This is a genomic window from Aeribacillus composti (assembly GCF_031760945.1).
In the GTDB taxonomy this organism is placed as follows: Bacteria; Bacillota; Bacilli; order Bacillales; family Aeribacillaceae; genus Aeribacillus; species Aeribacillus composti.
The window spans coordinates 2,214,686-2,238,846 of record NZ_CP134501.1 but is presented as its reverse complement, the minus strand read 5'-3'; the positions used below and the strand labels follow the sequence as shown (position 1 = coordinate 2,238,846).

The 24,161-nt window shown below is 39.3% G+C and carries 27 protein-coding genes and 1 pseudogene; all 28 read left to right on the top strand.

Translation table 11 applies throughout. The features are described from left to right. Positions 1-60: 60 nt before the first annotated feature. The 28 genes and pseudogenes from xerC to flhF all read left to right on the top strand — a co-directional run bounded on the left by xerC (position 61) and on the right by flhF (position 24,156). Positions 61-972: a tyrosine recombinase XerC gene (xerC, locus tag RI196_RS10785; RefSeq protein WP_311066234.1), complete on the top strand. Its 912-nt coding sequence runs from the start codon at positions 61-63 to the stop codon at positions 970-972. Between the two features lie 14 nt (positions 973-986). After that, entirely contained in the window at positions 987-1,529 is a 543-nt protein-coding gene (gene hslV / locus RI196_RS10780) for an ATP-dependent protease subunit HslV (RefSeq protein WP_082829323.1), read from the top strand. 15 nt (positions 1,530-1,544) lie between these two features. Further along, positions 1,545-2,948, top strand: a complete 1,404-nt coding sequence (gene hslU / locus RI196_RS10775; RefSeq protein WP_063388413.1) for an ATP-dependent protease ATPase subunit HslU — start codon at positions 1,545-1,547, stop codon at positions 2,946-2,948. A gap of 32 nt (positions 2,949-2,980) precedes the next feature. Beyond that, positions 2,981-3,760: a GTP-sensing pleiotropic transcriptional regulator CodY gene (gene codY / locus RI196_RS10770; protein WP_066246516.1), complete on the top strand. Its 780-nt coding sequence runs from the start codon at positions 2,981-2,983 to the stop codon at positions 3,758-3,760. Between the two features lie 348 nt (positions 3,761-4,108). Next, positions 4,109-4,498 (top strand): flagellar basal body rod protein FlgB, encoded by a 390-nt coding sequence (gene flgB / locus RI196_RS10765; protein WP_063386658.1) that lies wholly within the window; start codon positions 4,109-4,111, stop codon positions 4,496-4,498. After that, positions 4,498-4,941 carry a flagellar basal body rod protein FlgC gene (gene flgC / locus RI196_RS10760; protein ID WP_066246514.1) on the top strand — a complete coding sequence of 148 codons (444 nt, stop codon included), beginning with the start codon at positions 4,498-4,500 and terminating at the stop codon, positions 4,939-4,941. Before flgB ends, flgC begins: the two co-directional genes overlap by 1 nt. 16 nt (positions 4,942-4,957) lie before the next feature. After that, entirely contained in the window at positions 4,958-5,254 is a 297-nt protein-coding gene (gene fliE, locus RI196_RS10755) for a flagellar hook-basal body complex protein FliE (protein WP_063386660.1), read from the top strand. Between the two features lie 46 nt (positions 5,255-5,300). Continuing rightward, positions 5,301-6,905: a flagellar basal-body MS-ring/collar protein FliF gene (gene fliF, locus RI196_RS10750; protein WP_311066233.1), complete on the top strand. Its 1,605-nt coding sequence runs from the start codon at positions 5,301-5,303 to the stop codon at positions 6,903-6,905. 13 nt (positions 6,906-6,918) lie between these two features. Beyond that, positions 6,919-7,921, top strand: a pseudogene (gene fliG / locus RI196_RS10745) (flagellar motor switch protein FliG). Continuing rightward, a complete protein-coding gene (fliH, locus tag RI196_RS10740; protein ID WP_311066232.1) occupies positions 7,914-8,666 on the top strand; it encodes a flagellar assembly protein FliH in 753 nt (250 codons plus the stop codon). Before fliG ends, fliH begins: the two are co-directional and overlap by 8 nt. 5 nt (positions 8,667-8,671) lie before the next feature. Beyond that, a complete protein-coding gene (gene fliI, locus RI196_RS10735; protein ID WP_311066231.1) occupies positions 8,672-9,988 on the top strand; it encodes a flagellar protein export ATPase FliI in 1,317 nt (438 codons plus the stop codon). Further along, positions 9,985-10,428 carry a flagellar export protein FliJ gene (gene fliJ / locus RI196_RS10730; protein ID WP_063386665.1) on the top strand — a complete coding sequence of 148 codons (444 nt, stop codon included), beginning with the start codon at positions 9,985-9,987 and terminating at the stop codon, positions 10,426-10,428. Before fliI ends, fliJ begins: the two co-directional genes overlap by 4 nt. Before the next feature lie 9 nt (positions 10,429-10,437). Continuing rightward, positions 10,438-11,061, top strand: coding sequence for a MotE family protein (locus tag RI196_RS10725; protein WP_311066230.1), 624 nt, complete (start codon positions 10,438-10,440; stop codon positions 11,059-11,061). A gap of 43 nt (positions 11,062-11,104) precedes the next feature. Then, the gene (locus RI196_RS10720; RefSeq protein WP_311066229.1) at positions 11,105-12,376 is read left to right on the top strand and encodes a flagellar hook-length control protein FliK; all 1,272 of its coding nucleotides are present in this window, start codon (positions 11,105-11,107) and stop codon (positions 12,374-12,376) included. Positions 12,377-12,385: 9 nt separating this feature from the next. Further along, entirely contained in the window at positions 12,386-12,829 is a 444-nt protein-coding gene (gene flgD, locus RI196_RS10715; protein WP_063386668.1) for a flagellar hook assembly protein FlgD, read from the top strand. A gap of 35 nt (positions 12,830-12,864) precedes the next feature. After that, positions 12,865-14,394: a flagellar hook protein FlgE gene (locus RI196_RS10710; RefSeq protein ID WP_094246041.1), complete on the top strand. Its 1,530-nt coding sequence runs from the start codon at positions 12,865-12,867 to the stop codon at positions 14,392-14,394. A 25-nt stretch (positions 14,395-14,419) separates the two neighbouring features. Then, positions 14,420-14,638: a flagellar FlbD family protein gene (locus RI196_RS10705; protein WP_063386670.1), complete on the top strand. Its 219-nt coding sequence runs from the start codon at positions 14,420-14,422 to the stop codon at positions 14,636-14,638. After that, positions 14,631-15,059: a flagellar basal body-associated protein FliL gene (fliL, locus tag RI196_RS10700; RefSeq protein WP_066246495.1), complete on the top strand. Its 429-nt coding sequence runs from the start codon at positions 14,631-14,633 to the stop codon at positions 15,057-15,059. The genes RI196_RS10705 and fliL overlap by 8 nt, the downstream gene beginning before the upstream one ends. 33 nt (positions 15,060-15,092) lie before the next feature. After that, on the top strand, positions 15,093-16,091 hold the full coding sequence (fliM, locus tag RI196_RS10695) for a flagellar motor switch protein FliM (protein WP_063386672.1): 999 nt from the start codon (positions 15,093-15,095) through the stop codon (positions 16,089-16,091). Beyond that, positions 16,084-17,163 (top strand): flagellar motor switch phosphatase FliY, encoded by a 1,080-nt coding sequence (gene fliY, locus RI196_RS10690; RefSeq protein ID WP_063386673.1) that lies wholly within the window; start codon positions 16,084-16,086, stop codon positions 17,161-17,163. Before fliM ends, fliY begins: the two co-directional genes overlap by 8 nt. A gap of 21 nt (positions 17,164-17,184) precedes the next feature. Beyond that, on the top strand, positions 17,185-17,547 hold the full coding sequence (locus RI196_RS10685) for a response regulator (RefSeq protein ID WP_063386674.1): 363 nt from the start codon (positions 17,185-17,187) through the stop codon (positions 17,545-17,547). Positions 17,548-17,559: 12 nt separating this feature from the next. Further along, a complete protein-coding gene (locus RI196_RS10680) occupies positions 17,560-18,201 on the top strand; it encodes a flagellar biosynthetic protein FliO (RefSeq protein ID WP_311066227.1) in 642 nt (213 codons plus the stop codon). Beyond that, on the top strand, positions 18,198-18,863 hold the full coding sequence (fliP, locus tag RI196_RS10675; protein ID WP_063386676.1) for a flagellar type III secretion system pore protein FliP: 666 nt from the start codon (positions 18,198-18,200) through the stop codon (positions 18,861-18,863). The genes RI196_RS10680 and fliP overlap by 4 nt, the downstream gene beginning before the upstream one ends. Positions 18,864-18,880: 17 nt before the next feature. Further along, positions 18,881-19,150: a flagellar biosynthesis protein FliQ gene (gene fliQ / locus RI196_RS10670; RefSeq protein ID WP_063386677.1), complete on the top strand. Its 270-nt coding sequence runs from the start codon at positions 18,881-18,883 to the stop codon at positions 19,148-19,150. A 5-nt stretch (positions 19,151-19,155) separates the two neighbouring features. Continuing rightward, positions 19,156-19,932 (top strand): flagellar biosynthetic protein FliR, encoded by a 777-nt coding sequence (fliR, locus tag RI196_RS10665; protein ID WP_066246491.1) that lies wholly within the window; start codon positions 19,156-19,158, stop codon positions 19,930-19,932. Then, a complete protein-coding gene (flhB, locus tag RI196_RS10660; protein WP_063386679.1) occupies positions 19,929-21,011 on the top strand; it encodes a flagellar biosynthesis protein FlhB in 1,083 nt (360 codons plus the stop codon). The genes fliR and flhB overlap by 4 nt, the downstream gene beginning before the upstream one ends. 23 nt (positions 21,012-21,034) lie before the next feature. Then, the gene (gene flhA / locus RI196_RS10655; RefSeq protein WP_066246489.1) at positions 21,035-23,068 is read left to right on the top strand and encodes a flagellar biosynthesis protein FlhA; all 2,034 of its coding nucleotides are present in this window, start codon (positions 21,035-21,037) and stop codon (positions 23,066-23,068) included. Then, complete coding sequence (gene flhF, locus RI196_RS10650; RefSeq protein ID WP_144597747.1) at positions 23,068-24,156, top strand: flagellar biosynthesis GTPase FlhF; 1,089 nt, start codon at positions 23,068-23,070, stop codon at positions 24,154-24,156. Before flhA ends, flhF begins: the two co-directional genes overlap by 1 nt. Positions 24,157-24,161: the final 5 nt, after the last annotated feature.

Here is a 24,161-nt window from a genome sequence, read left to right as displayed (position 1 = left end):
GGATTGAAAGGGCTACTGCAAATGTGATACGATTTAGTAGCCCTTTGTGAGGTGCTAATAGTGGAAAATGTTAAGAATTATTTAAATTTATTCATTGAATATTTACAAATTGAAAAAAATTATTCACAATATACAATTGTGAATTATCTGCATGACTTGAATGATTTTTTTTCTTTTATGGAAAAAGAAGGGTTAGAAAGGCTGGATGACGTTCAATATTCAGATATACGTGTTTTTTTGACGGATTTAAGCAAAAAGTATTCCAAAACATCCATTTCCCGTAAAATTTCAAGCATTAGAACTTTTTATCATTTTCTTTTGCGGGAAAAATATGTAACGGACAATCCTTTTTCTTTAGTGTCACTTCCGAAGCGAAAAAAAGCGATCCCTAGATTTTTATTTGATGAGGAGCTGGAAATGCTGTTTTCCATTTCCGACCTGAATGATCCGCTCGGGCAGCGGAATCAATTGATTTTGGAATTTTTATATGGAACGGGAATCCGTGTAAGCGAATTATGCCAAATTCGCCTTGAAGACCTGGATTTTTCCATTGAGACCATTTTAGTAAATGGAAAAGGAAACAAACAGCGCTATGTGCCTTTCGGAAGCTATGCACGTCAGGCAGCGGAACGATATATCCATGATGGCAGAAGCAAGCTGATGAAAAATCAGTCCGGACAGGATCATCGCTTTTTGTTTGTAAACCATCGGGGAAAGCCTTTAACAGCAAGGGGAGTTCGGTATATCTTAAAACAGCTGATAGATGCTTCAGCAAAAAATCTGCATCTTCATCCGCATATGTTTAGGCATACTTTTGCAACTCACCTCTTAAATGCTGGAGCTGACTTAAGAAGTGTTCAAGAACTTTTGGGCCATGTTCATTTATCATCAACGCAAATTTATACCCATGTGTCAAAAGACCATTTGAAAAATGTTTATATGGCCTACCATCCACGAGCAAAAGATTCTTAAAGGGAGGCTTGCAATTGTCAACATTTCATGCGACAACGATTTTTGCCATTCGCCATAAAGGACAATGCGCGATGGCAGGTGATGGACAAGTAACACTTGGCAATCAAGTTGTGATGAAGCATACAGCACGAAAGGTCCGAAAAATTTATAATGGAAAAGTGCTTGCTGGATTTGCGGGATCTGTTGCTGATGCGTTTACGCTGTTTGAAAAGTTTGAAGGCAGCCTGGAAGAGTATAACGGCAATTTGGCAAGAGCGGCTGTGGAAATGGCAAAAGAGTGGCGAAGCGACAAAGTATTAAGACAATTAGAAGCAATGTTAATTGTGATGGATGCCCAAAAGCTTCTGCTCCTTTCTGGGACGGGTGAAGTAATCGAACCGGATGATGGCATTTTAGCTATCGGCTCAGGGGGAAATTATGCCCTTGCTGCAGGCCGTGCATTGAAACAATATGCCGGTGAACAAATGTCTGCCAAAGAAATCGCTAAATCCGCTCTAGAAATAGCAGCAAATATTTGCGTTTTTACGAACAATAACATTATCGTTGAGGAACTTTAGAAAGGAGGGAGGCGAATGAAAAAAATGCAATTATCTCCGAAACAAATTGTTGAACGATTAGACCAATACATAGTCGGTCAGGAAGAAGCGAAAAAAGCGGTTGCTGTTGCGTTAAGAAATCGATACCGGAGAAGCTTATTGGATGAAAAAATTCGCGATGAAGTAGTTCCGAAAAACATTTTAATGATTGGTCCGACTGGGGTTGGAAAAACTGAAATTGCTAGGAGAATTGCAAAGCTCGTCGGCGCGCCCTTTGTAAAGGTGGAGGCAACAAAATTTACAGAAGTAGGGTATGTCGGGCGAGATGTGGAATCGATGGTCCGCGATTTAGTGGAAACTTCCGTCCGGCTTGTGAAGGAAGAAAAAATGCAGGAAGTAAGAGCTCAAGCGGAAGAAAACGCCAATCGCAGGCTGATCGAGCTCCTCGTCCCGAGTAAGAAAAAACAGGCTGCTTACAAAAATCCTTTAGAAATGCTTTTCGGAGGAAATCAACAAACAAATTCGTTCGAAACGCAGGGAGAAAATGAACAGGATCTAAAGGAGAAGCGGAGAGAAATCGCCCGCAAATTAGCAGCAGGCGAACTGGAAGACCATTTTGTTACGGTTGAAATTGAGGAACAGCAGCCCTCTATGTTCGATCTCCTGCAAGGGACAGGGATGGAGCAGATGGGCTTTAATATGCAGGATGCTTTGAACAGTCTTCTTCCAAAAAGGAAGAAAAAAAGAAAGCTTACTGTGAAAAACGCCCGAAAGGTTTTGACGAATGAAGAAGCAGCAAAACTGATTGATATGGACGAAGTGACACAGCTTGCCATTGAACGCGCGGAACAATCAGGCATCATTTTTATCGATGAAATCGACAAAATCGCCAAAAACGGCCACAACAGTTCTGGTGCTGATGTTTCCCGCGAAGGTGTGCAAAGAGATATACTTCCAATCGTGGAAGGATCTGCAGTTGTAACAAAATATGGCACCGTAAAAACCGACCATATACTCTTTATTGCAGCTGGCGCTTTTCACATGGCGAAGCCATCGGATTTAATCCCTGAGTTGCAAGGGCGTTTTCCGATTCGCGTGGAATTGAAAAAGCTAACGGCAGATGATTTTGTCCGAATTTTAATTGAACCGGATAATGCTTTATTAAAACAATATGAAGCATTATTGGAGACGGAAGGTATAAAATTAGAATTTTCTGACGAAGCTATTCGTAAAATTGCTGAAATTGCTTACCAAGTGAACCAAGATACAGATAATATTGGGGCAAGAAGGCTTCATACCATTTTAGAAAAACTGCTGGAAGACTTGTTGTTTGAAGCGCCGGATATAAATTTAGAAAAGGTTGTGATTACACCGAACTATGTGGAAGAAAAATTAAATAAAATTGTTCAAAACAAAGATTTAAGTCAATTTATTTTATAAAAAGATGAAATTTTTTAGGAGGATTTGAGATCATGGAGTTATTAGAAAAAACAAGAAAAATTAATGCGATGCTGCAAAAGGCGGCAGGAAAACCTGTTAATTTTAAAGAAATGGCGGAAACATTAAGCGAAGTCATTGAGGCAAATATTTTTGTGCTCAGCCGCCGAGGAAAAGTATTAGGCTTCGGCTTGAACAAGCAAATAGATAATGACCGCATGAAAAAAATGCTGGAGGAAAGAAAATTTCCTGAAGAGTATACGAAAAGTTTATTTAATATTACCGAAACGTCACCAAATTTAGATGTATATAGTGAATATACTGCATTTCCTGTTGAGAACCGCGAGCTCTTTAAAAACGGATATACGACCATTGTACCGATCATCGGAGGCGGAGACCGCTTAGGAACCCTTATATTATCTAGACTGGGAACCCAATTTAATGATGATGACCTAATATTGGCTGAATACGGGGCAACTGTTGTTGGAATGGAGATTTTAAGAGAAAAAGCCGAGGAAATTGAAGAGGAAGCGAGAAGCAAAGCGGTTGTTCAAATGGCAATCAGCTCTTTATCATACAGCGAACTCGAAGCGATCGAACACATTTTTGAAGAATTAAGCGGCACAGAGGGATTGCTAGTTGCAAGCAAAATTGCTGACCGCGTCGGCATTACCAGATCTGTGATCGTCAATGCGCTTCGCAAGTTAGAAAGCGCTGGAGTCATTGAATCTCGTTCTCTTGGTATGAAAGGCACATATATTAAAGTGTTAAACAACAAATTTTTAGTTGAACTAGAAAAATTAAAAAACCATTAAAAGAAAGCTGCTCTAAAGGTTTGTTTATCAAACCTTTTGAAGCAGCTTTTTATAAATGTTTTCTACAAATTTCTTCTTGAAAATCGGCTGATTTGTCCAATTTCAATAAGTTCTAACCTCCTACTCATCCCTCTGAAAAAGCTGCAGAATCAAATTCCAATGTTAAAAAAGTGATAGTCATTTAGAACTAGAAAAAAAATAATCGCAATGTACGACGATTTTTTACAAATTATACATAGACTTTAAGCTGTTTCTTTTTTAAAATAATATTTATAAATTAGCAAAATTCGACATTTTTACTTCTTATTTCTTTTGCAATACAAGATCATCATACTTTTGGAGGGAGCAATGAAAATATTTTCTAATTCAATAGCCAATTTGGAGCAGGCAATTCGAATTTCTTCCTTAAACGGAAAAGTTATAGCCAATAATATTGCAAATGTGGACACTCCAGGGTATAAAGCGAAAACAGTTAATTTTAAAAACGTTTTGGATCAACAAATAAAACTGGATGCATATCGGACCAATCCGCGTCATCTTCCTTTTGTGGGCAGCGAAAGCACATCGATTGTGGAAACGAGAACAAACAGTGCTTATCAGCATAATGGGAATAATGTCGACATTGATCAAGAAATGGCAAAGCTTGCGGAAAATCAAATTTTCTACAATGCATTGATTGACAGATTGAATGGCAAATTTAATTCATTAAAAACAGTAATAAAAGGTGGTCGTACATAATGGGGATTTTTCAGTCTTTGAACATTTCCGCATCAGCTTTAACAGCTCAGCGGCTGAGAATGGATGTCATTTCATCGAATATGGCAAACATGGAGACGACTAGAGCTGAATATGTGGACGGGCAATGGCAGCCTTACCGCCGGAAAATGGTTGTAACAGCAGAGGATACAAAACCTTTCTCAGCTTTTCTGAATCAAGAGCTGAACGGCGTTGGAAACGGCGTGAGAGTTCAAGCCATTGTTGAGGACGAGACGCCTTTTAAAATCGTTTATGATCCCGACCATCCTGATGCAGACGAAAATGGCTATGTTTCTTTGCCAAATGTAGATCCTTTAAAAGAAATGGTCGACTTGATCAGCAGCACGCGCTCATATGAAGCAAATGTTACAAGCTTTAATGCATCGAAAAACATGCTGCTGAAAGCATTGGAAATAGGGAAATAGAATAGGAGTGATGTAAATGATTGAGCAAATTTCTTTTCCGACTCAATCGATTCAGCTTGAAAACCGAGCACAAAGTACGGAAAATTCTGGGAAATCATCCTTTTCAGATATGTTGAAAAAATCGCTGGAAGCTGTCAATGAAGCTCAATTAAATTCCGATCGGCTGACAAATGCTCTTGCAGCAGGACAAAATGTAGAGCTTCATGATGTCATGATCGCAGCACAAAAAGCGAGCATTTTACTTGAAGCAACTGTTGAATTCAGGAATAAAGTCATTGAAGCTTATCAAGAAGTGATGAGAATGCAAATATAATTAGTCTATTTAGAAATGGAATGTCATTATCGGGGGATCAGAAAGAATGAATCAAAAACTACTGCAAATAAAGGATACAATTTTGTCATTTTGGAGGCAAAGGACAAAATGGCAAAAAGCCCTCATCATCGGAGGCGCATCGCTCATCATCATTGCCATTATCGTTTCGTCAATAGTTTTGTCAAAACCGAAAATGATACCGCTATATACGAATTTATCATTGGAAGAAGCTGGCCGAATCAAAGAAACCCTCGATAACAAAGGGATTCAATCGGAAATAGCCGATAACGGAACAACTATTAAAGTGCCAGAAAGCGAAGCAAATGCACTGAAAGTGGAACTTGCTGCTGAAGGTATTCCTGAAAGCGGAAATATCGATTATTCGTATTTTGGACAAAATATCGGTTTTGGCATGACAGATAATGAATTTGATGTATTAAAATTAAAAGCTACACAAACAGAACTGGCCAATTTAATTAAAGAAATCGAAGGCGTAAAAAACGCTAAAGTGATGGTCAATTTACCTAAAGAAACGGTATTCGTCGGCGAGGACGCAGGAGAAGCATCAGCTTCCATTGTTTTAAATTTGGAGCCGGGTTACAAGCTTGATCAATCGCAAGTGAACGCACTCTATCACCTTGTTTCCAAGAGCGTGCCGAATTTACCGGTTGAAAACATTGTTATAATGGACCAAAATTTTGATTATTATGATTTGAAACAAGAGGATACACCTGGCACTAATTTTGCTTCCCAGCTTGAAATCAAATCGGAAATTGAAAAAAATATTCAACGGCAAGTTCAAAGAATGCTGGGTACGATGATGGGCCAAGACAAAGTGGTTGTCAACGTATCAGCTGATATTGATTTTACCCAGGAAAAGCGGGAAGAAAACTTAGTGGAGCCAGTTGATGAAGAGAACAATGAAGGAATTGCCATCAGTGCAGAACGGATTACGGAAACATACACAGGTACTGGGGCGCAAGCTGCCGGCGTTGCTGGAACAGGTCAAACAGATGTCCCGAATACATATCAACAGGCTGCCGGTGCAAACGGAGAAGGAGAATATGAAAAAATTGAAGACCGAATCAATTATGAGGTAAACCGGATCAAACGGGAAATTGTTGAAAGTCCATATAAAATTAGAGATCTGGGCATTCAAGTCATGGTTGAGCCCCCGAATCCGGAAAATCCAAATTCGTTGCCGCAGCAGAGTGTAGATGATATTGAACAAATTTTATCAACAATTGTTCGGACAAGCATCTATGAAGATCCGGAGGCCGAGCCGTTAACGGATCAAGACATTGAAGATAAAATTGTAGTTTCTGTTCAGCCGTTTTCAGGCAAAATAAATGCGGATGATTTGGAGGAGCCATCATCATTCCCAATTTGGGGCTATGTGTTAATTGGAGCAGGCATTCTGCTTCTTGGATTGTTATTCCTATGGTGGTGGAAAAGACGGAGAGACGAAGAAGATGAATATGAAGATGATGAATTTGACGAAATAGAAGAAGTGGTACCGCAGCCTGTGCAAGAAGAAGAATCTGTCGAGCAAACGAAAGCAAATGAGCAGCGTAGGAAGCTTGAGGAGCTTGCCAAAGAGAAGCCTGACGAATTCGCTAAACTATTGCGCACTTGGCTCTATGAAGACTAGGGGGAAATGACATATGAAAAAGTTAAACGGTAGGCAAAAGGCTGCTATTTTATTGATCTCCTTAGGTCCGGAAGCTTCTGCTTCCGTTTATAAACACCTCACGGAAGAAGAAATTGAAAAGCTTACATTAGAAATATCGAGTGTACGGAAAGTGGATTCGCAAAAAAAAAGAAGAAGTGATCGAAGAGTTTCATCAAATCGCCCTTGCGCAAGATTATATTGCCCAAGGGGGGATCCAATATGCGAAAGAGGTGCTTGAGAAAGCATTAGGAGGGGAAAAGGCAAGTGAAATAATCAGAAGGCTGACATCTTCTCTTCAAGTACGGCCGTTTGATTTTGTTAGAAAAGCAGATCCGGCTCAAATTTTAAACTTTATACAAAACGAGCATCCGCAAACGATCGCTTTAGTTTTGTCTTATCTGGATGCCAAGCAGTCGGGACAAATTTTATCGAGCTTGCCTCAGGAAGTTCAAGCGGATATTGCAAGAAGAATCGCCATTATGGACCGCACATCCCCTGAAGTAATTAATGAAGTTGAACAAGTTTTAGAGAAGAAACTTTCTTCTACTGTAACGGAAGATTTCACAGAAACGGGTGGAATCGAAACAGTAGTGGAAGTGTTAAACGGTGTCGACCGCTCGACAGAACGAACGATACTGGAAGCACTAGAAGTGCAGGACCCCGAGCTTGCCGAAGAAATCAAAAAGCGGATGTTTGTATTTGAAGATATTGTTACCTTGGATAACCGCGCCATTCAGCGCGTCATTCGCGAAGTGGATAATAATGATCTCATGTTGGCGTTAAAGGTTGCGTCGGATGAAGTGAAAGAAATTGTCTTTAAAAATATGTCAACTAGAATGGCGGAAACATTCAAGGAGGAAATGAATTACATGGGTCCTGTTCGGCTTCGTGATGTAGAAGAAGCGCAATCAAGAATTGTTGAAGTGATAAGAAGATTAGAGGATGCTGGCGAAATTGTGATCGCTCGAGGACAAGGAGATGAAATCATTGTCTAGAGTCATAAAATCCGGCCATGCTTGGTCATTGCACAAGCCGCACAAATTGACGATCAGAACGATCCAAATTCAGGAAGAGTTCGCCGCTTCCGATCAAAAAGAGAACACACAGCGCTCACAGTTCCTTGAGGCAGCCCATTTGGAAGCAGAGAAAATTTTAGAAAAAGCTGAAGAAGAAAAAACGCGATTGCTTAAGGAGATCGAAAAAGAAAGGGAAGCTTGGCAGGAAGAAAAGGCGCGCCTAATAGAAGAAGCAAGAAAAGAAGGGTATCAAGACGGTTTTGAAAAAGGGAAAAAAGATGGACTTCAAGAGTATGAAAATGTGATTGAATCTGCCAGACAGGTAGTCCAGCTTTCCAAAAAAGATTATGAGAAAAAAATAGAAGCTTCCGAGGAAACCATTATTGAAATTGCTGTAAAAGTAGCGGAAAAAATTATTGCAGCCAACCTAAAGCGAGAGCCTGAACTGTTTACTGGATTGGTTCGCGAAGTGATTTGTGAAGTAAAGGAATATCCAGAAGTCAAAATATACGTTCACCCTGACAAATATGAATTTATGCTTGAACAAAAAGAAGAATTAATGGAACTATTTACAACCAAAACAGAGCTCTATATTTTTCCAGATGTAAATTTGCCCGAAAACGGAATTTGTGTGGAATCGCCATTTGGAAAAATTGATGCGAGCATTGATACACAGCTGGAGCAATTAAAAAGCAAGCTGTTAAATCTTGTCAGGGAGGATTGAAGCGATTGAAACTAGCTCAATTGATCGACCATATAGATCGGCTGGACTCTTATAAGAGATATGGAAAAGTGAAAAAAGTAGTCGGACTCATGATTGAATCACGCGGACCTGAATGCTCCATCGGTGATGTTTGCTATGTACATGTAGGGAAAAATGAAAAAACGCTGGCAGAAGTTGTCGGATTCAAAGAAGAAAATATTCTATTAATGCCGTTTACAAAGGTCAACCAAATTGCACCTGGCTGTGTCGTGGAAGCAACAGGCTCGCCCCTGAAAATAAAGTCGGGAATCAGCCTGATCGGAAAAGTATTAGATGCATTTGGCCATCCTATGGATGGATCCAATCTTCCAAAAGGTTTAACGACTATTCTGTCTGAAAATGAGCCGCCGAACCCGTTAACCCGGCCGCCGATCATCCAAAAAATTGAAGTGGGTGTGAAAGCAATTGACGGTTTTTTAACGATTGGGAAAGGTCAGCGGGTAGGTATTTTTGCAGGAAGCGGCGTTGGAAAAAGTACTTTGCTCGGAATGATCGCAAGAAGCTCAGGAGCAGATATAAATGTGATTGCCTTAATAGGTGAAAGGGGAAGAGAAGTTCGAGAATTTATTGAGAGAGATTTAGGCGAAGAAGGGCTAAAGCGGACGATTATTGTGGCGGCAACCTCCGATCAGCCGGCTTTAATGAGAATTAAAGCTGCCTATTCTGCAACGGCGATTGCAGAATATTTTCGAGATAAAGGATATAATGTCATGTTTATGATGGATTCAGTCACGAGAGTAGCGATTGCGCAAAGGGAAATTGGACTGGCTGTTGGGGAACCGCCGACGACAAAAGGATACACCCCTTCAGTGTTCGCCATGCTTCCTCGACTTTTAGAAAGAACAGGAAATAATGAAAAGGGTTCGATCACAGCCATTTATACTGTCTTAGTTGATGGCGATGATATGAACGAACCGATAGCGGATACTGTGAGAGGAATTTTGGACGGGCACATTGTGCTCGATCGCGAGTTGGCGAATAGAGGACATTTTCCTGCAATTAATATTTTAAAAAGCGTCAGCCGCCTTATGAACCATATTGTCGAACCGGCGCATCTGGAAGCTGCGAACAAACTGAAAGCATTGTACTCTACATATACCGAGTCAGAAGATTTAATTAAGATCGGCGCATATAAAAGAGGCTCTTCAAAAGAAATGGATCAAGCAATGGATTATTATCCGAAAATAAACGGATTTCTTCAGCAGCATATGAATGAAAAAATAACATTTGAGGAAAGCGTACAGCAATTAATTTCGCTACTTGAAGAAGGTGACAAGACATGACATACCATTTCCGCTATCAAAAAATATTGGATGTAAAGGAAAATGAGAAACGAAAATCATCAAAAGAATATGAAGATTCCGTTGAAAATTTTAAAAAAGTTGCAACAAAGCTGTACACATTTTTAAAGCAAAAAGAGGAGTTCGTAAAGCTTCAAGAAGAAAAATTGAACAAAGGGATGTCCGTTCAAGAAATTAAGCAGTATCAACAGTTTGTTCAAAATTTGGAAAAAACAATTGAGCATTACCAGCAGCTTGTCATTTATTCTCGTAATGCGATGAATGAAAAACAGTCGATTTTGATGCAAAAACATATAGAAGTAAAGCAATATGAAAAAATAAAAGAAAAAGATTACAAGAAATTTATGGAGCTAAGGAAACGAGAAGAAGGAAAAATGATGGATGAAATATCAATCATTACATATTCGTTTCATAGAAATTAGGTGGAAATGATGGCGAAAAAAGAAAAGAAACGAGGCGGTTTAAAAACTTTCTTGACCATATTTTTATCACTTTTTAGTCTTGGGCTTGTCGCCGTAATCGTCATGTTTTTTCTCGGCATTCTGCCGGCCCAAAATATTCCGATTATTTCGGACTTAGCGCAAGGAGGTCAGAAGCAAGAAAATCTTGAAAGGCTGAACGAGCAGCTGGAAAAAGAGCAAGAAGAGCTCAAGCAAAAGATTGAAGAGCAGGAAAGCACAATCAATCAGCTGCAAGAACAGCTGAAAAGCAAGGATGAAGAAATACAAGAGCTGACACAGCAAATCAACTCATTGGAAAACGCAGCTCAAACCAATCCGCAAAAAAATCAACAACAAGCCGTTGATATTGCGAAAGTATATGGAGAAATGTCAAGTAAAAAAGCAGCTGCCATCATTACAGAGCTTTCTGATGATGAAGCAATCAGCATACTATCATCTTTAAAAAAAGCCGTGCTTGCTAGAATTTTAGAAAAAATGACTCCCCAAGACGCTGCCAAATATACGAAGTTGTTATCCGAGCAATCAGCAGCTCAATCTGAACAACCAGCAGCCGAATCTGTACCATCAGCAACTGAAGAGGCAGCTGCTCAATAAATAACTTACATGACATTCTGATCATATTACAGGAGGTGAACAAATGGATGCCATTAAATTGCAGTTTTTCCAATTGAACACGCGAAACATACAATCAACAAACGGAGAAGAAAAAAAGGAAGAGTCAACTTTTCAAACGTTTTTTGATCAGCTTGTGAACATGAAGCCAGCCGATCAGGTGAAAGGAAATGAACCGCAAAAATTTGAAATCGAAACAACTATCTTAGAAGAGTTGAAAAATGCGATCAAAAATTGGCTCTCTCTTGACATTTTGTACGATCAGGAAACAGACGCTCAAGACAAACAGGAGAGAGAAGACAGCAGTTTATCTTCTGTCAGCCAACCTTCTTCTGAAAAGTTGGAATTGACATTTGCGAGCAATATGGAACTGAATGTTGATCATACGGAGCAAAGTCCGGAAAAAACTGTACTTTTTCAGCAAATCACTGCTATTTTAGCTTATTTACAACGAAATGAGCCGAGCGAGTTTATTCGAATGCTCGAAGTTTTTGAAACCATTACTAGAAAGTATGGCGATCTAGGCAGCACGATGCTTCAAAATATTTTAACAGCTGTTCGGATTGGACAATATGAGAATCACAGTGCTACCATAGCTGACATATTGCCTAATGATCTAGAAACATCAGAGCCGCTTCATTTTATACAACAAATGGACACGAATAAGAAACCATTTGTGCAGCGTGAGGAAATATTGGCAAGAACACATCCTCTAATGGAGTTTGTTCAACAAGAGAGCCGTGCTGAACAAAAAAGTGTTGGAAATTTCCTAACGGGCCAAACGAAGGATACGTTTGAGTTGACTCTTACATCATACATAAACAAATTTGGCTCAGAAAATCCGGCTTCGCAAATTGATTCTGAACTGAGTATAGACGTCCAAGAGGAATTTTTTCAAAAGTTAAAAGACGTAATAAAAACAAGTCGATTTGGCCAGCTTCCCAATGGCGCACAAAAATTGACGATACGACTCACTCCGGAGCATTTAGGGACCATTACCATTCAATTAATAAAAGATGGCGACCAAATGAGCGCCAAAATTAAGACATCGACTCAATCAGCGAAAGAATTGTTAGAGCATAGTATTCAGCAGTTAAAGCATTCGCTGCCGAATGTAACATTGCAAATTGACCGCTTTGATATTTTTGACGAAGAGCATTATTTCTTTCAAGAAAAAAGAGGACGTGGCAATTCGCAGCAACATAACGGGGAAGATCAAGAAAAGCATCAAAATGAACAGCAGAACGACCAAACTTTTATGGAAAAATTAAAAGAGTATGTAAATGCCATTATATAGGAGGTTCTTATGAGCGGAATTTCCATCGACAGCTATTTGTTATCGACCTATACAGAAAACAAAGCAAGGGAAGCTAAGTCAACTCTTGGAAAAGATGATTTTTTGAAGTTATTGATTACCCAATTGCAATATCAGGATCCGCTAAATCCAATGGAAGATAAAGAGTTTATTGCCCAAATGGCGAATTTCTCAACATTGGAACAAATAACAAACATGAATAAATCGCTTGAAGCCTTTTTAAAATCGGATGCACTCATCAAATATTCGCAGCTCATCGGCAAATCGGTAGAATACTCAAAAGAAGGTGAGCAAAAGCAGAGCATTGTCAAAAGCGTGCGGATGAATGGAGATACAGTCATCATTGCGCTTGCCAACGGCGATGAAGTGGAAAGCTCAAGTATTACGAAAGTATCCGAAGCTGGAGAAAACGATTCATCTGATCAGGAAGGATAATAATATTAACATTTTAAAGAAAGGGAGAGGTTCATATGTTGCGTTCCATGTATTCTGGTATTAGCGGAATGAAAAATTTCCAATTAAAATTGGATGTCATTGGCAACAATATCGCGAATGTCAACACGTACGGCTTCAAAAAAGGACGTGTCACTTTTAAAGAATTAGTCAACCAGCAAATTTCAGGCGCTAGCGCCGCTGTAAATGGACGAGGAGGTATAAATCCAGCACAGGTAGGATTGGGTGCGGCAATCGGAACAATCGACACTGTTCATACATCTGGACCAACTCAATCAACGGGAAGACTTCTTGATGTAGCGATCAGCGGAGACGGTTTTTTTCCTGTCGGAGTGATTACCGATTTAACGAGAGTCAACATTGATTACGCAGGGCAATTTGGAGACAATAAAATTTTGGGTGCCATTGATAGAGCAATTGATTTAGCATACACCCGCGCTGGAAACTTTTATTTGGATGCAAACGGATATTTAGTAACTGGCGAAGGGCTTTACTTAATTGGCGAAACAGGTGAAAAAATTCCTCCGACAGATCAAGGAATTCAAAAAGCAAATGCAGCGCTTCAGCAAATCACGTCTTTCAATACACCTTATAAAAATATGTATGAATCGTTGAGAGACATTTCAAAAAGAGCGAATGCATTGATGGAAGCTTATGAAGCATATAATGATGCGGTGGAAATATGGGAAAAAGACGGACGACAAAACCCATCACCTTTATACACCTCTATGCAAAATGCACGTAATGCTTTAATTGATATATGGACAGAGTTTAATGCAGCCATTACAAACCCAACGTCAGGGTTTGGGAATATTCGAAACCAGTTTGAAACGGCAATCGGACAATTAAATAATTCTATTAATAATTTTAACAATACACCGCCATATACTGACGTCATTACAACAATCACGAATCCGATTCTGCCGATTACAGCGGGGGATTATCCGCAAAATCCGTCAACAGCTATCCCGTTAGGTTCAAGTGCTGACACGAATACGCTTGATTTAATGACGAAGTTGATCGGGACAATTGAGAATTATAAAGTTGCCCTTAACAATGTTGGGCAAGCAGTCATTAAATACGAAGATATTGCCGAAAGTTTAAAAGAGGCGCAATGGACGGATTCGTTGAGCGGAGAAGCCGGTCTCATCCAAATTCCGCTTTCGGCTAAAAGCTTTAGCATCGGGCCTGATGGAAAGGTTACGTTTATTGATCGAAACGGTCAGTTAAAAGTCGCTGGACAAATCCGGCTTGCGAACTTTCCAAATCCAGAAGGATTAGAAAAAATCGGAAGCAATCTTTTTAGAGAAACGCCTAACTCTGGTTCTATCGACAAAAATGGCAATGGGCTGCAGCTTAACGAACTTTCCGTTCCAGGAGAGGATGGAGCAGGCTCATTGATTAATAGTTCACTAGAAATGTCCAATGTGGACTTGGCGGAAGAATTTACGGAAATGATTGTGGCACAAAGAGGTTTTCAATCAAATACGAAAATCATCACAACTTCTGACGAAATTTTGCAGGAGCTCCTTGGCTTAAAACGTTAATAGGAAGAACGGGGGAGCTTGAAACGTGATCAAATTAACAAAACTGAATGGCGAAGCTTTTTATCTGAATGTGTTGTTAATCGAACGGATTGAATCGTTTCCTGATACGACTATTACGTTAATATCCGGCAAAAAATATATAGTAAAAGATTCACAGACGGAAGTAGTAACAAAAATCAATGAGCTTTATAAACAATTTGGTTTTGGGAAAGCTTTCTATTTCGGGGGACAAGAAAATGAGTAAAAAATTTATAACTGCATTATTAATCGTCATTTCAACCGTTGGAATTGCTGCACTGACTACGTTTGTCGTCATGGAATTTTTTACGAAGGATCCGGTAGAAGCGAAAAACCGCTCCATCGACGAGGTGGTGGAATCGTCATTTGATGTTCCTGAAATTACGACAAACTTAAAAAGTAAAAATATTGTAAGACTTTCTTTCAAAATTGAAGCATCTGACAAAAAAGCGAGAGAAGAATTAGAAAAGAGAGAATTTCAAATAAAAGATATTATTATAACCGAACTGGCAAATATGGAAGCAAAAGATTTGGAAGGGCAAGCTGGAATGGACCGCTTTAAAGATACGATTAAAAAGAAGGTCGATGCGCTTTTACAAGAAGGAGAAGTGAAACAAGTGTACACGACTTCCTTTATCCTTCAATAGACAAAAAAGGGATAAGGAGGTGATGTTCTCATTATGTCAAATGAAATTTTATCGCAAAGTGAAATTGATGCGCTATTATCTGCATTAACGACCGGTGAAATGAATGTTGATGAATTAAAGAAAGAAGAAGAAGCAAAGAAAATAAAAGTTTACGATTTTAAACGTGCTCTTCGTTTTTCAAAAGATCAAATTCGCAGCATTACTCGAGTGCATGAAAATTTCGCAAGGCTTTTAACGACGTATTTTGCTGCGCAATTGCGGACATATGTCCAAATAACCGTCACGTCTGTAGACCAGCTGCCCTATGAAGAGTTTGTCCGTTCCATTCCGAAAATGACGGTTTTAAATGTTTTTGAACTTGGGACACTTGATGGAAGAATTATTATGGAAGTGAACCCAAATATTGCGTACGCAATGATGGATCGGTTAATGGGCGGTTTCGGGGCTTCCATGAATAAGATTGAACAATTAACAGAAATTGAAATGAAAATTATTGCATCCATTTTCGAAAAAACTTTGGAGCACTACCGTGAAGCTTGGAGTACCATTTTGGACATTGAGCCTTGCATGCAGGAATTTGAGGTAAATCCGCAATTTTTGCAAATGGTATCTCCAAATGACACAGTTGTTGTTATTTCCCTTAATACACAAGTGGGAGAAGCGAGCGGAATGATAAACCTTTGTATTCCCCATGTTGTGTTGGAACCAATTATTCCAAAGCTTTCCGTCCATTATTGGATGCAATCAGAAAGGAAAGCCCAAAACTCTGTGGAAACGGAAGTAATCAAAAACCGGATAAAGCTTGCAGAAGTTCCGGTGGTTGCGGAATTAGGGACGTCCGTTGTGACAGTTCAAGAGTTTCTTGAAATGCGAGTGGGGGATATGATCCGTCTTGATCAATCGACCAGCGACCCGTTGGTGATTAAAGTAGGTGACGTCCCTAAATTTTTTGGACAGCCTGGCAAAAAGAACAAGAAGCTGGCCGTTCAAATATTAGGCCACATAGAGAGAGGTGACGAAGCTGATGACTGATAACATGTTGTCACAAGAGGAAATCGATTCTCTATTAAAAGGGGGAAATCAAGAATCAACTGAAACTGACAATCTATTGAATGATATTGAAAAAGATACGATTGGGGAGATAGGAAATATTTCTTTTGGCAGTTCTGCTACCGCTTTATCATCCTTGCTTAATCAAAAAGTAGAAATCACTACTCCGAGCGTGTCAATTATTAATAAGCAAGAACTGGCAAAGGAGTTTCCACATCCATACGTAGCAATAGAAGTAGTTTTTACAGAAGGGCTGTCCGGCAGCAATCTGCTTGTAATTAAACAAAGCGATGCTGCTGTCATTGCTGATTTAATGATTGGCGGGGATGGTTCCAACCCGGACGAATTGGGGGAAATTCAATTAAGTGCTGTCCAGGAAGCGATGAATCAAATGATGGGATCTGCTTCCACATCAATGTCAACCGTTTTAAATAAAAAAATAGATATTTCACCGCCTCGCCTCGAATTATTGAATGTTAAAGAAGGGGAAGGAACCGATGCTATTCCTGATGATGAACTGCTTGTGAAGGTATCCTTCCGATTAACTGTCGGCAATTTAATTGATTCGAATATTATGCAGCTCTTACCCCTTGATTTTGCTAAACAGCTCGTTGTTGAATTAATGAATAAAGCGAGTAAAGAGGCATCAAATAACGTGCAAACAGAACCTGAAGAAGCGCGAGAAAATCAACAGCTGCATATAGAAAAAAGCGAGAAGGAAAAAGCTCAGCCTGTTGAAGTTAAACCTGTTGAATTTGCGACATTTGATGAACAAACGAATCAATCTGTAGACACGCACAATTTGGAGCTGCTGCTCGACATTCCTTTAAATGTAACGGTTGAGCTTGGAAGAACAAAAAGATCCATCAAACAAATTTTGGAATTGTCTAAAGGATCCATTATCGAGCTTGATAAGCTGGCCGGGGAGCCAGTCGACATATTCATAAACAGCAAAAAGGTAGCAAAAGGTGAAGTAGTTGTCATCGACGAAAATTTCGGTGTTCGCGTAACGGATATCATGAGTCAAGCAGATCGGATAATGAATCTAAAATAGTTGATAGGAGTGAGGAGCAAAATGTCAAAAAGGATTTTAGTCGTTGATGATGCAGCATTTATGAGAATGATGATCAAAGATATATTGACAAAAAATGGATATGAAGTAGTAGGAGAGGCTGCAGATGGTGCGCAGGCAGTCGAAAAATTTAAAGAATTGCAGCCTGATTTAGTCACGATGGATATTACAATGCCTGAAATGGATGGCATCACTGCTTTAAAGGAAATCCGCAAAATTAATCCAAATGCAAAAGTTGTCATGTGTTCAGCGATGGGACAGCAGGCAATGGTAATCGATGCTATTCAAGCTGGTGCCAAAGATTTTATTGTGAAACCTTTTCAGGCCGATCGTGTACTGGAAGCTATTCAAAAGACATTGGGATAAGGAGCATTTGCATTGAAACGACGTATTACATATTTGTGCTGTTTATGGCTGTTGTTTTTTTATGTTCCAATAAACGCCGATTTCGTGCATGCAGCCGTGAAAAATCCCACCGTTGAGGAATATTTAAAACAGCAGACATCCGATCAACAGGATGAAAAAAAAGAAGAGAAAGCGACGAACGAATTGGTTGAAGATGGTGGCAACAGCACCTCCTTATCAGTATTCGATGCTTTGAAAATGATTTTTACACTTATTCTTGTTTTAGGTCTCTTAATCTTTTTATTAAAATTTTTAAACAAAAAAATGAAGCTTCCGCAAGAAACTAAATACTTACAAAATCTCGGCGGCATTTCCTTAGGACAAAACAAGTCCATCCAGCTGGTGAAGGTGGGGAATCGCATTCTAATCGTTGGCGTCGGGGATACGATTGAACTATTACAAGAAATTAATGATGAAGAGGAATATAAGAAAATTATCGACATGCAGAAAGAGCCCGGCAACAATTCTTTTGAACAAAATATGATGCGCTTCATTCTAAATAATCATAAACAAAAGGGTAGCGAGAAGACCTCCTTCAAAAAAGAACTGGAATCACTATTAAAAGAAAGACGTGAACAGATGCAGCGTCTTCGGCAGAAAGGATCAAAAAAATGAGTGAGTTTTTTAGCTATTTTAATCAAAATGATCCGGAAAATGTTGCGACGACTGTGAAGCTTTTGCTTCTGCTCACCGTTTTGTCCATTGCACCAGGGATATTGATTTTAATGACTTGCTTTACGCGCATCGTCATCGTGTTATCGTTTGTGCGAACTTCGCTTGCTACCCAGCAAATGCCGCCCAACCAAGTGCTCATCGGCCTTGCACTTTTTTTAACCTTTTTTATAATGGGACCGACTTTTCAAGAAATACATGAAAAAGCTTTGAATCCTTTGTTCAACAATGAAATAACTATTGAGGAAGCGTATGAACAGGCGGAAAAGCCGATAAAGGAATTTATGAGCAAACATACGAGACAAAAAGATTTAGCTTTGTTTTTAAATTACGCCAATATTGAAAATCCTGAGACGATTGACGATATTCCGCTCGTGGCTTTAGTGCCTGCATTTGCCATCAGCGAATTAAAAACAGCGTTTCAAATAGGTTTTATGATCTTTATTCCTTTTTTAATCATTGACATGGTTGTATCAAGTGTCCTCATGTCAATGGGAATGATGATGCTTCCTCCTGTCATGATATCATTGCCTTTTAAAATATTGCTGTTTGTGCTCGTGGACGGCTGGTACTTAGTTGTCAAATCATTGCTGCAAAGTTTTTAAAATAAGTAGGTGAGCCAATGAGTACCGAAATGATCCTTTCCATAGCAGAAAAAGCGGTTTATACAACTTTAATGATCAGTGGGCCACTTCTTTTAATATCGCTTGTTGTCGGCTTAATTGTCAGCATCTTTCAAGCAACGACACAAATACAGGAACAGACATTGGCGTTCATACCAAAAATTGTGGCTGTTTTGGTCGGATTGATTATTTTTGGCCCATGGATGCTATCTGTCATTTTGTCGTATACACATAATATTTTCAGCAATCTCAATCAATTTGTTGGATGAGTTGAATGATGATGCTGGAGTATTATCCGCTTTTTTTGCTTGTGTTTACAAGAATAACAGCTTTTATTGCAACACTTCCATTATTTTCATATCGGAATATTCCGATGCGGTTTAAAATTGGCATGTCTTTTTTCCTTTCCCTTATCATCGTCATGACGATCGATGAGGGAAAGGTTGACTTAGATGCGAATTTCTACCCGCTGATAATAAAAGAAGTTTTAATCGGACTATTCATTGGTCTGATCGCATATATCATCATGTCAGCTGTCCACATTGCAGGAAGCTTAATCGATTTTCAAATGGGGTTTATCATCGCGAATATTATTGATCCGCAGACAGGAGTTCAAACGCCGTTAATTGGACAATTTCTTTATTCTTTTGCCCTATTGCTCATGCTGAGCCTAAACGGGCACCATATGCTGATTAACGGGATTGTATACAGTTTTCAAGTAATCCCTCCGGATCAATATTTTATTCCGATTTCTGATGGAGCTGTTGCCGAACAAGTTTTGAAGGCGTTCAGCAAAATGTTTCTCGTAGCATTTCAAATGGCGCTTCCGATAGTCGCTTCGCTCTTTTTAGTTGACCTTGCTCTAGGGATTGTTGCCCGGACAGTTCCGCAAATGAATGTATTTGTCATTGGGTTTGCCATTAAAATTGGCGTCAGCTTTCTGATGATGGTGCTCGTTTTAGGCATTATATTTATGCTGATTCAGGGGCTTTTCCAATACATGTTCGATGTGATGAGAACCTTAATGAATTTATTAGGTGATGGCGCATGAATTATTTACCGTTAGATTTGCAATATTTTGCCGGAGAAAAAACGGAAAAAGCGACTCCGAGAAAGCGGCAGGATGTCAGGAAAAAAGGGCAGGTTGCCAAGAGTCCCGATTTGAACACAGCCATCACCATGTTTTTAGTTTTTCTGTCATTGCTGTTTTTCGGGAAAACGGTGATTGATAATATTTTAAACATGTTCCATTCTACTTTTGAAGATTATTTGTTGACGGATATCACAGAAGAAAATGTGCATTCAATCTTTAATAAATATGTATTGGAAGGCGCTCAAATTACCGCTCCATTCATGATAGCAGCCTTCGTTGCTGGGGTTTTCAGTAATTATATTCAAGTTGGATTTCTTTTTACAACTGAACCGTTGAAAATGAAATTAAATAAACTGAATCCGATTGAAGGATTTAAACGCATATATTCCATTCGGGCAATTGTCGAGCTTTTGAAATCGATCTTAAAAGTTTTCTTTATCGGCGGGGTAACCTTTGCGTATATTTATTTCAATTGGCAGGAGATTTTGCGACTTCCGCAAATGCCGCTTGAACGAGCTTTTGCTTCAATTTCAAAGCTGGCGGTGCAGATAGGACTATATGCTTCAGGTGCGCTTTTGTTCATCGCATTGCTAGATTACTTGTATCAAAGATGGGATTTCGAAAAAAACATTCGCATGTCTAAGCAGGAAGTAAAAGATGAGTACAAAAAAATGGAAGGCGACCCGTTAATTAGATCGAGAATTAAACAGAAACAAAGGGAAATGGCGATGAGAAGGATGATGCAGGAAATTCCGAAAGCTGATGTCGTCATTACGAACCCTACTCATTATGCAGTTGCCTTAAAGTATGATGAAAAGGAACACGATGCACCTGTCGTAGTTGCAAAAGGAACAGATTTTGTCGCGCAAAAGATCAAGCAAATTGCCAAAGCCCATGAAATCATAACAGTCGAAAACAGGCAGCTCGCTCGTTCCTTGTATGACCAAGTGGAAATTGGCGAGATGATTCCTGAACAATTTTTTAAGGCTGTGGCTGAAATTTTAGCTTATGTTTATCGTCAAAAACAAAAAGTGTAACAATTTTGCTAGGAGGAAGTATCATGTCAGCAAGAGATTTATCGGTTATAGTAGCTGTCATTTTAATTGTTGCCATGCTTATCATCCCGCTGCCTTCATGGCTGCTGAGCATATTGATTATCATTAATATATCTCTTGCCTTGCTCGTCCTCCTTACATCCATGAACATTGAAAAGCCTTTACAATTTTCAATCTTTCCTTCTCTTTTGCTTTTGTTAACGTTATATCGACTCGGCTTAAACGTTTCCACAACGCGTTCGATTTTAGCTAATGGAGAAGCGGGAACAGTCGTGGAAACGTTTGGAACTTTTGTTGTCGGTGGAAATATCCTTGTTGGTTTTGTCGTATTTATCATTTTAGTTATTATTCAATTTGTTGTCATTACAAAAGGATCTGAACGGGTAGCAGAAGTGGCAGCCCGCTTTACGCTTGATGCCATGCCCGGTAAGCAGATGAGTATTGATGCAGACTTGAATGCGGGAATCATCTCGGAAGACGAGGCAAAAAAACGGAGAGAAACGATTGCAAGAGAAGCAGATTTTTATGGCGCAATGGACGGAGCAAGCAAATTTGTAAAAGGAGATGCGATTGCTGGTGTCATAATTGTGCTGATCAATATTATTTTCGGAATTATCATCGGCATGATCCAGCAGGGGCTTTCTTTTCAAGAAGCTGTTTCAAAATTCACGCTTCTTACAGTTGGAGATGGATTAGTCAGCCAAATTCCAGCTTTATTAATCTCAACGGCAACAGGGATTGTTGTCACGAGAGCTGCTTCTGACGGAAATTTAGGACAAGACATTACGAACCAGCTTTTAGCATTTCCAAAGCTGCTGTATGTTACCGCAGGAATCATCTTTATTTTAGGTATTGTTACTCCGATTGGTCCGATCGTAACAACTCCGATCGCTCTCATGTTTGCTTTCTTAGCATTTGCGATGAATCGTACGAAGAAACAAATTGAAAAAGACGAAGAGATTGTTGAAGAAGAAGTGGAAATGAACGAAGCGAAAAGTCCGGAGCAAGTGATGAATCTTTTATCGATGGATCCAATTGAATTTGAATTCGGATATGGTTTAATTCCTCTTGCTGATAGCGGACAAGGGGGAGACCTGTTGGATCGGATCGTAATGATCAGAAGGCAGCTTGCCGTAGAATTGGGCCTTGTCATTCCTGTCGTCCGAATACGGGATAATATCCAATTAAAGCCGAATGAATACAGATTAAAAATTAAAGGAAACGAAGCGGCGAAAGGTGAAATTATGCTCGATCATTATTTGGCGATGGCGCCAGGAATGGATAATGATTCGATTGAAGGGATTGACACAATTGAGCCTTCGTTTGGACTTCCTGCAAAATGGATCAGCGAACATTTAAAAGAACAAGCTGAATTGGCAGGATATACGGTCGTCGATCCTCCTAGCGTTGTTTCTACTCACATTACGGAAACGATCCGGAGGCATGCTCATGAATTGCTTGGACGACACGAAACAAAACAGCTTGTCGATCATTTAAAAGAAACATACCCGATATTAGTGGAAGAAGTTACGCCGAATCCACTTTCTATAGGAGATATTCAAAAAGTTTTGGCGAAACTGCTTAAAGAAAAAATTTCTATTCGAAATTTGCCGGTTATTTTTGAAACATTAGCTGACTATGCCAAATTTACAACAGATCCGGAAATTTTAGCTGAATATGTAAGACAGTCGCTGGCAAAACAAATTACAAGCCAGTATGCAAAAGAAGGGGAGACATTGAAAGTCATTACTCTCTCCGCTCAAGTAGAAAAAGCCATTGCCGATGGCGTGCAGCAAACGGAACGAGGAACCTTTTTGTCATTGGAGCCGCATGTATCACAAAGGATTGTCGAAGCCATTGCAAAAAATGTGGAACAGCTGGCAATGGAAGAGCAAACGCCAATCTTGCTCTGCTCGCCTTCTGTTAGAATGTATGCACGGCAGCTGATCGAGCGATATTTGCCTGATGTACCCGTATTGTCATACAACGAACTTGAATCAAACATTGAAGTACAAAGTGTCGGAGTGGTGAATATTTAATGAAGATTAAAAAATTCAAAGCCCATACTATGCAAGAGGCGATGAAGACGATTCGCAGCCAACTCGGTCAAAATGCTGTCATCCTCAATTCGAAAGTCGTCTATACTGGTGGATTTCTAGGAATGTTTAAGAAAAAAATGATTGAAGTGGTGGCGGGCATTGACGAAGAAGATGAAATGATCAGCGGGTTCCAAAAAGAAAAAATAGAACATCAAACGGACCAACAATTAGAGATGTCTCCTGTACTGAATGAAATAAAAAAACTGAAGGATCTCGTTCAATCCATGTCCGTAAACAGTACTGTTATTCATCCTGACCTAAAAGAGATCGAACAAAAAATTGATTCGTTAGGTTTGCTGCAGCCGATTAAACAGGATGTAATCGCATCTATACTGGAAACATATTTGATCCATCAAAAAAAGCTGACAAACGAACAGCTGGAATTTCAATTGAAGAAAGAGTTAAAAAAGAGGATTTCGGACATTCCTTTTCACGGCATTACTTTTTCAAAAAAATTTGTGAATGTTGTAGGACCAACCGGTGTTGGAAAAACGACGACATTGGCAAAGCTTGCCGCAATCTGCAAAATAAATTACAAGAAAAAAATCGGATTTCTTACGACGGACACTTATCGAATTGCTGCGATCGATCAATTAAAAACATATGCCGAAATTTTAAATGCCCCGCTTGAAGTTTGTTATAACTCATTTGATTTTCAGGAGGGGAAAAAGAAGCTGAATGACTGCGACATCGTTTTTATTGACACGGCGGGCCGGAACTTCCTTGAACAGCAATATGTGCAAGATTTAAGCGAAACCATTGACTTTCAGGATGAAATGGAAACATTTTTAGTATTTTCTTTAACTTCAAAATTTGAAGATATGGAAAAAGTTTATAACCAATTTTCTCATTTGCCGATTCATCAATTTATTTTTACTAAACATGACGAAACCTCCTCTTATGGAGCTATGTATAACATCGTCTACAAAACAAAGATTGGTGCCGGATATATGACTGACGGTCAAGATGTTCCAGACGACATTCATAAGCTGGATCATGAAACTTTTATTCAATATTTAATGGGGTAGCAGGA